The sequence below is a fragment of the Pseudogemmobacter faecipullorum genome, from assembly GCF_020539525.1.
GTDB lineage: Bacteria > Pseudomonadota > Alphaproteobacteria > Rhodobacterales > Rhodobacteraceae > Pseudogemmobacter > Pseudogemmobacter faecipullorum.
Window position 1 is genome coordinate 1 of sequence record NZ_JACDXX010000043.1, and the last position, 8,197, is coordinate 8,197.

The following is an 8,197-nucleotide window of genomic DNA, read 5'->3' on the forward strand; positions in this document are numbered from 1 at the left end:
CTAAAGAGAGAACAAAAATGATCATCGTCTCACCTCAGTCTGGAGTGGATTGGCAAAAGATACGCTATACGTCCTAAAGTATGTATGATTGATACTTGGGTGACGTGTCAATCTCCAAGGCGTGATTGGCGGCTTTGACCTCCGGCGCGGATGCGAAACTGAAGAGAAATGCCTGAAGACACGCGAAATCCGGCCCGGAACGGGCAGAAAAACCTTGGATCCGGGGGCATTGTTGCAGAAGTCAGGCTGCGACCGGACGTTCCCCTTTCCCCGTTGGGTTCATGCCACGCGTTTGATCTCGGCGGTGCCGAGTGCATCGAAGCGGTTCATGAGAGCGACACGGATGTTGATTTCGGCTGTCTGGCGGTCCGGATCTCGTGATGTGATCCGTTCGCCGAAGGCTTTCAGGCATCTCATCTTCGCCTCGATCCGACTTCGGATGTGATATCCGGACCAGCGTTTCCGGGCTGCGCTTCCTAGGCGTTGGGTCGCGCGGAGGATTTCGTTGTGTGCAACGGCGGCGGAACAATCCTCCCGCCATCGTCGCCCGCTCTTGCGGATGGGAATGACCGCCGTGCCACCGCATTCCAGGATCGCCGTGTGGCAACGGCGCGTGTCGAACGCGCCGTTGCCGGTTACGGTGCCAATCTGTTCACTGGGCGGTATCTGCGACAGCAGGTCGGCAGAACAGGACTGTCGCCCATGTCGTTGGAGGTGTACTCCACCGCGCAGACGTCACCGGTGGCCGTATCCATTGCCAAATGGACCTTGCAATACTGGCGTCGGCGATGCGTGTCGTGCTTGCGGGCTAGCCACTCGCCATCGCCCAGGAACTTGATCCAGGTGCTGTCCACCAGCAGGTTTAGCGGGACCGGCGCGCGTCGGCTCGGGATCCAGACTGTGATGGTCTGCTGCCGTCGGCTCAGTGTGGAAAAGTCTGGCACAGGCCAGTCAAGCCTTGCCAGCTGCACGATGCTGCCCACCATTCCGGTTGTTTGCCAGAGCGGCAGTCCGAACAGAACTTTCACCATCAAGCAGGATTGGACGGCGGCATCACTGAACACCGGCGGCGGACCGTTGCCCCCCGGCCTTTGGGGCGCGCCAGACCATGTCCTTGTTCAGCCAGATCAGCAAAGACCCGCGCCGCCTGCGTGCATCGTTGTAGGACTTTCAGTTCGCCGTGCGGTAGCGGGTGAGGTCAGGCCGGGCCATGCTAACAGTCCAACCCGCTGGGATACGAACGTGAATCCTTGCCCAGCAAAGTGTTTTGCAACATGTATAACCGCCCCTTTCGCAAGAGGGTAATTTGGATTTTTTTAACGCGTTGTCGGCTGCTGACATGTATCTGGCCTTTGATGCGGCCATCTCATGCCGCGGGCCCGTATGGTGTTCGCAGATCAGGTCCCAAATCAACGCCGCGTGCTCAAAGGCACTTTGTTGCAGGCTGGTTCCTCTGATCCTGTCTCACGACCGTTGCGCCAAACGTCTCCTTGCCCTCTTACGCTCCGACGTCTCGCGGCCCTTGACGACTATATTGTCGGAGCCGGAGCTTTGTAGACGCCTCCGTGAGCCATATGAGCCCACACGATCCGCGCCATTTTATCTGCCAGCGCCACCCGCACCATCAAACCGTGGGATCAAACACCTTATCGTCTTGGTCGACAGCTTGCCTAGCCGCCAGCCCAGAGCAGTCGTTCTTCCTAGCGGGTATCTCGCTAACCGCGCGCTGCATTAGAGACCGCTTTCCCGCATTCGCTGCGATTGCTACGCCGCACCGCCATCAGTCGGCTTTCCACAGAATAACTCACTTCCTCTCACACTTTGGTCAAGTGTTCCACGAGTTTCCACAAGCCGACTCCGTTTGATGCCTTGATCAGAAGTGCGCAGTGATGGGAAATGTAGCCTGGCAAACGATCAAAGACGGTACTGACATCTGCGGCGGTTTCGGCCGCTATCCCAGCATTGCGCAAGGCCGGGGCGAGTGCGGTCATATATGCGCCGACCAGCATGACCCGGCGCGGTTTCAGCGACAGTATATCCGACAGAAGTTCTGCGTGAAGCCGGGCGCTTTGTTCGCCGAGTTCAAGCATGTCGCCGAGAATAAGCATTTTTTCAGCGGATACGTGAGCGGCGGCGAAGCTTTGGAGGGCTGCGCGCATGGACAGGGGATTGGCGTTATAGGTCTCATCCTGCAGTTGGAATCTGATCGTATCGATCGACAGGCTGTGGGTCTCACCACGCCCCGCGAGAGGGCGGAATGTTTCAAACCCTTCGGCCACTTTCACGAGATCTAGCGACATTTCTGCGGCCACCGCCAGGGAGGCAAGGCTGTTAAGAGCCATATGAACGCCGCTGGCACCGATCCGGTAAGTCAGTCGGCCATTTGGGGTCTGCGCCTCGACCAGCCGCTGGGCAGGATCGTAAGACAGGAGCCGGAAATCCGAGCCGTCCGCCGCGCCAAAAGTGACCAATTTCAGCGCGGCCTCTCTGGCGCGCTCGGCCATCTCATCGAAATGGTCGCTGCCGCTCCAGATAACCGCACATTTTCCAGGCTGCATCCCCAGAAAAATATTCGATTTCCTGCGTGCAATATCGCCGGTGGTTTCTCCCTCGCGCAGATGGGCGGTAGTTATATTGGTAATCACGGCAATATCGGGCGCGACACGGCGGATATGGGCCTGACCCCTAGAATTGATCGCGCTGAGAGCTGTTTCCAGGATCACCGCATCCGTTTCAGGCTGGACCGAGGCGAGATTGACCAGAATACCGACCCTGGTGTTGTAATTGTCATATGTTGCGCGGCAGTTGATCAGAGGAGAGAGCGCGGCTTGCAGCATCGAAACTGTCGTGGTTTTGCCCGAACTCCCGGTGACGCAAACGACTTTGCCGCGCATCCGGTCACGGACCGCGCCACCGATTTGCATCAGCGCTGCCAGTGGATCTTCTACCTGCAAAAGCGGAAACTCCGGCCGAAGTCCAGGCGGCCGTTCCCGTACCAGCGCGCCGGCCAGGCGATCCTGCAATTTGTTCAGAGAGGCGTGGCTGTCCCAATTGTCTTTCGATACTGTGGTCATGTTCTCATGGCGGTTGCGGTCCTGGCGGCTATGGGCGGCAAAAAGCACAGGCTCCGGCACAAGCGCCAGATGGGTCCGACCCGCAACAGCTGAACGGCAGAACCAGCCCGGCGGCGGCGGGGTGATCCAGGTGCCACCGGTCAGCCTGGCGAGTTCTTCGGCGCTCCACCCGGGCAGGCCTGAGGGCTTGGTGCTACCCAGGTGCCTGGCCACCTTGCCCGAGAAGGACAGTGTGGTCGCAAGACCGGTGCGCAGCCGTCCCAGCCTTTTGAGACGGTCAAACACCGATATTTCCAGGTCGAGGATACCGTCTTCCAGCCGGGATTCCGGCGGCGGTCGCAAGCCGAAGCGCTCGTGATAAATTTCTCCCGGCTGCCAGTGCGGCGTCGGCAATCGCCAGTCGCCCGGCTCATGCGCCATTCCGCGCCCCCATACCGGCATATTGCCCTTTTTGCGGGGAACACCATGCAAAGCGATGGTCAGGCGACGGCTGACCGGCTCTTCGGCACTCCACCAGGTTTCCACCCAGAGCATGTTGCGTCTTGTAAGCCTTTCCGGACTGAGGCTGACGCCGTGAAGAGTCAAAGGTCCGAGAGCGACCGGCGCGATCCTTGCGCTTTCCGGAACCGACGGCACAGCCAGGCGGGACCGCAGCGTGGTCAGACGGTAATCCTGCGGCAAGCGCCCAACGGGAGAAAGCGGGATCTGAAGCCGTCCGTCCGAACCAGGAATGGTGATGGTGCCAAAGGCCGCGCATTTTTCAGCAAAATCAGCAGCGATCGAGATGGCCGCGTCTCCCTCGGCCTCTAAGGCCCGCCCGGGGGCGGCAGTGACCGGTATCACTTCGATGCCGGTCACACCTGACCGCCCAAGCTTCAGTCGGAAGACCGCGCTGTCGCCTCTACCTTCGGAAAAGTCACACAGGAGATTGCCTGCATCATGCAAAATCGGTCGACCTTCAAAAATCTCGATCCCCTGCAACATATGCGCCGAGGCTCCAAGAACAGCATCGGCTCCGGCGCGGATCAGCGCATGGCCTGCGGCTATCTCGCCTGGGCCGGGAACTGGTTTCAGGTTCAGACCCCAATGGACCGCAACCATCACTACATCCGCATGGCGCCGCGCGGCCTGAATGCGCGGCTGCATTTCCCTTTGCCAGAGCGCAGGGTCTGAGAGAGGCAGAAACGCGTGCCCCGGCCGGTTGGCGGTCGCGGCGAATTCCGCCTGAGTGGCGTCCAGTGAAAACACCGCGACAGCAAGGCCATTGCGGCGGAAAAAGCGCGGCGCAAACGCGGCCTCGCGATCCCGACCCGAACCTGCATGGGCTATATTTTCTAGTTCAAGCCAACGGGCCTGATCAAGCAACGCCTCGGGTCCGTAGTCGCCGGAATGATTATTCGCAGTAGCAACCAGATCGACCCCTAACCTTTGAAGGACACGGGTCATCTCAGGACGCGCGCGGAAGTAATAGGGTCCGGATTCGCTCTTGTCTGCGCCCTGTTCTCCAAGATCGGAGATCACGCATTCGAGGTTGACCATCCTGAGATCTGCACTGCTGAAAGCCGGAAGATGGACAGCCGTTTCCCCCTCTTCAGTGCCACCTGCGAATGCGGACAGAAGCAGATGTTGCCTGCGGGCGAGGCTGACATCACCACCCCAGGCAACGGTCATTCTCAGTTCATCTGGCATGGCCTGCTCCTGTGTTCTGTCTGCGAGTGCAGGTGTAATACCTGTATTGAGGTTATACCTCTTCACACCTGGTTTGAAAGTAAGCGCAAGGATCAGCCGCGCGCCTGCAATCCGAAATAGCCTCAGGCTGGTTAATGGCAAGTGAAACCCGTTGCGCATCATCAACGACGATCCACCGGGGGTGAAAATCAACAGCTCTGATCGACTCATCGCCTAAATATTGCCATATACATACTTTAGGGATACGATACACCAAAAGGGGCTAATCATGACGTATAAGGTTTTGTTGTTATTGTCGGCGCTCGGCGTCGCGGGCTGCGTTGCAGCTGCTCCCACTACGCCGGACACCCGTCTTGTGCGGGTCATGGTCGAAACCAGTGGCAAACATAAGTTTGAGCGCCTGGTGTCGGCCGCCCAGCCGATGGCCGACAGAGCCTGCGCCTCCGAAGGCAAACAGGCGAAATGGGCCGTGGCCACCTCGATCTCGGACACGAAAACCCGCCTGTCCTTCACCTGCCATTGAGCTCGGCACCGAAACCCGCACCATGAGGCGGGTTTTCTCTGGCGGCTGGCCCCAGGGCCGCCCCTTCAGGTTCCGCAGCTCTGCGCCTTGCCGCCCACGGCTCCCCGGCGGCCCACGGCAGCATGATCACCTTACCCGCGTCCTGGCGGTGCAGGGGTGACATGCTGCCGCTTGCCTTTGCGCCTGCCCTTTCAGGATCAGGTTAAAACGGTCCCCGTCGCGCGTCCCCGCCCCCCTTGACCGAGGGCCCGCGCGACGGGTCCAAAGCGCCATGGTCAGGCGCCTTCCTGCTGATAATAGGCGTTATTCTGATAGGCCGCCTGCACACCCAGCGTCAGCGCCGTATGCAGCAACGGCGGTTTCAGCGTGACATCGCAGGCCATCATCCGCTCGCAGGTAAAATCATGCGAACGCACTTCGCTTGAGACCAGAACCAGAGGCAGACGCGGCACAGCACGACGCACCTGCATGCAGAAATCAATCGTCGATTCGGTATCGTCGAGATAGTCGGAATCGACCAGCAGGAAGTCGAGGCGCGGCGCGTGATCGCGCAGCCAGTCAAGATTCATCCGCTCTTCCGAGACCACCATGACCACCGCGCGCATTCTCTCGGACCAGTCCTGCAGATCACGCGATAAGGACCCCATTTCACCACACATCAGGATCAGGCCTTTGGGGCAGAGCGGCTTATCGACCAGCGCAGAACTCTTCAGACTCGGGCCTTCCGGAGCACGATATCCCGCCGTCTGAGGCACCCGAACGACGACTGAACTGTCTGAGGGGCGCGGGGCAGGCTCGGGCTCGCGGAACATTCTCAGCACAATTCTCTCCTTAGTATCCGTTCATCTTCGCGAGAAGATGAATCTCACTAAGGTATGTATCGATATACCTTTTGTTCTTTTTAAGGCCCCAAAAGTGAGAATGCGTCAGAACTGTGTCCTGTCGCTTATATCCCCCGGAACCCTGTATTGGCTCCCCTTTCACCGGACACTCAAGCGGTTGCGGATTGAGCTTCAATGAACTCGCGTAGCGAGCGCATCTTCAGCCCTGAGTGCGGGTGGTTTTCGTTGTAGTCCTCGAACCAGCTGCCGATCAATCCAAGAACGGTCTCAGCATCTGGCAATGGGGTGATCTGGACGTAATCGCGCTTGAAGGTCTTCACGAAGGCTTCCGAGATGCCGTTGCTCTGCGGGCTCCTGACCGGCGTGAAACAGGGCTTCAGGCCGATCTGGTGGGCGAAGATCTGGGTCTCCCTGGCGATATAGGGCGAGCCATTGTCGGTCAGCATCTCGATGACTGTGGGCGCGCGATAAGCGCTGAAGCGGCGCTCGACCGCCTCCAGCATGATGTCGCGGATGTCCGAGCCGCTGATGCCGGCATTGGCGACGGCCGTCCAGGCGATGATCTCGCGGTCATGGGCATCGATGATAAAGGCGCCGCGGAGGATGTCGCCGTTCCAGCAGCTGAACTCGAAGCCGTCGCTGCACCACCGCAGGTTCGAGCGCATGACGATGCCCTTGCCGTCATGGATATGGTCGGGGCGCTCGGAATATCTGCGCGCCAGCAACAGGTTATGCGCCCGCATGATCCGGTAGACCCTCTTGTGATTGACCGGCGCCAGACCGCCCGCGCGCAGCTGGCGGTTCAGGATCGCCGTGATCCGGCGATAGCCATAGGTCGGCCGGACCGCCACAAGCTTGCGGAGGGGGTGCGGACGAAAAGTTGGACTATCGAGGAGATAGTTCATGTATAGCTACGAAGAGCGCATGAGGGCGGTTGCCCTTTACATCAGGCATGTATGAGTTTGAAATAAAGGGCTTTGAGATACTTGGGCCGGGAGTTGTCTACGACTGACAAAGGCTTAGGCTGTGTGGAAACTCTCGTGTGTGAGGGGCACCTGGTGTCAGTGAGCGAGGTCATTTCTCTGGAGGACGATAGATTTTGGCCGGGCGCGGTTCGGCCAGCCGTTTTCAGGCCTTCACCGCAGCCATTAGGCCCCGGATACCGATCAGGGCCACCATCCGCTTGATGTTGTAGGCGAGGACGTTCAGCGCGATTTCTGTCTTCACGTTCCTCAGTCGACGCGTCAGGAAGTGGGTTGTGCCCATCCAGGCCTTGATGGTGCCGAACGGGTGCTCGACGGTGCTACGTCGGACTGTCATCGGTTCTGAAGGGCTGATCAGTCGGGCGCGTGCCGCTTCGATCAGGTGCTCATGAGTCCATCGCGTGATCCGGCGTTCCTTGCCGGTCGTGCAATGGGTCTTCATCACGCAATCGCCGCAGTCGCCAGTCCAGTAACGGCGCAATTCAAGCCCGTCTTCTTCGGTCGTGTAGCGATAGGTCAGTGCCTCCCCGGCAGGGCAGCGATACACATCCGTATTGGGCTCGTAGGCGAAGTCAGCTTTCACATACAGGCCCTTGGCCCGGTTGCCCGATGTCTCGGGACGCGGAATTGTGGTGATGATGCCTGCCTCGTGGCAGGTCAGGATCTGCCGCCCGCTGAAGTAGCCCTTGTCAGCCAGCACATGCAACTCGTCGCGGTGAAGCGCCTCTTTCGCAGCGTTTGCCATTGGCACCAGAAGATCACGATCATGGCCTTGGTTGGTAACATCATGCGCAAAGATCAGATGCGTCTCGGCATCGACGGCGGTCTGGACATTATAACCGACCATGCCGCTGTTCCGAGCGCTGGTCGCCATGGCGCGGGCGTCAGGATCTGTCAGGGATATCTGTCCGTCCGGAGTATCCGCCAAGGCCCGATCCATGGCTTTCAGATGTTGAATGGGCATTGCCAAGTTGTTGTGTCGTGAAGCCCCTGCTACAGGATTTCGAATGAAAATGCCATCATCCCTGGCGCGCCTGAAGGGCTTCCGCTTCCCCCGCGAGATCATCGCTTATGCCGTCTGGGCCT

3 protein-coding genes and 4 pseudogenes are annotated in these 8,197 nt (G+C 59.3%); 2 read left to right on the plus strand and 5 right to left on the minus strand.

Annotation, left to right across the window (positions count from 1 at the left end):
• Positions 1-279: 279 nt before the first annotated feature.
• Both H0485_RS20440 and H0485_RS20445 read right to left on the minus strand, forming a co-directional pair.
• A pseudogene (locus tag H0485_RS20440) lies at positions 280-1,064 on the minus strand (IS5 family transposase).
• Between the two features lie 750 nt (positions 1,065-1,814).
• Positions 1,815-4,763, minus strand: a complete 2,949-nt coding sequence (locus H0485_RS20445; RefSeq protein WP_226937752.1) for a CapA family protein — start codon at positions 4,761-4,763, stop codon at positions 1,815-1,817.
• Between the two features lie 268 nt (positions 4,764-5,031).
• Here H0485_RS20445 and H0485_RS20450 point away from each other — a divergent pair, with 268 nt between their 5' ends.
• Entirely contained in the window at positions 5,032-5,286 is a 255-nt protein-coding gene (locus tag H0485_RS20450) for a hypothetical protein (RefSeq protein WP_226937753.1), read from the plus strand.
• Between the two features lie 275 nt (positions 5,287-5,561).
• On the opposite strand, the gene H0485_RS20455 is transcribed toward H0485_RS20450, so the two are convergent.
• The 3 genes and pseudogenes from H0485_RS20455 to H0485_RS20465 form a co-directional block, all read right to left on the minus strand.
• Positions 5,562-6,107, minus strand: coding sequence for a hypothetical protein (locus tag H0485_RS20455; RefSeq protein ID WP_226937754.1), 546 nt, complete (start codon positions 6,105-6,107; stop codon positions 5,562-5,564).
• Between the two features lie 170 nt (positions 6,108-6,277).
• A pseudogene (locus tag H0485_RS20460) lies at positions 6,278-6,982 on the minus strand (IS3 family transposase); the annotation flags it as partial.
• 274 nt (positions 6,983-7,256) lie between these two features.
• Positions 7,257-8,069, minus strand: a pseudogene (locus H0485_RS20465) (transposase); the annotation flags it as partial.
• Between the two features lie 49 nt (positions 8,070-8,118).
• On the opposite strand from H0485_RS20465, the pseudogene H0485_RS20470 reads away from it, so the two are divergent.
• Positions 8,119-8,197 (plus strand): annotated as a pseudogene (locus tag H0485_RS20470) (IS6 family transposase); the annotation flags it as partial.

Excerpts from the sequence above, each read along its gene's own strand:
- H0485_RS20445 (WP_226937752.1), bottom strand. The coding sequence starts at position 4,763 with ATGCCAGATGAACTGAGAATGACCGTTGCCTGGGGTGGTGATGTCAGC.
- H0485_RS20450 (WP_226937753.1), top strand. The coding sequence starts at position 5,032 with ATGACGTATAAGGTTTTGTTGTTATTGTCGGCGCTCGGCGTCGCGGGC.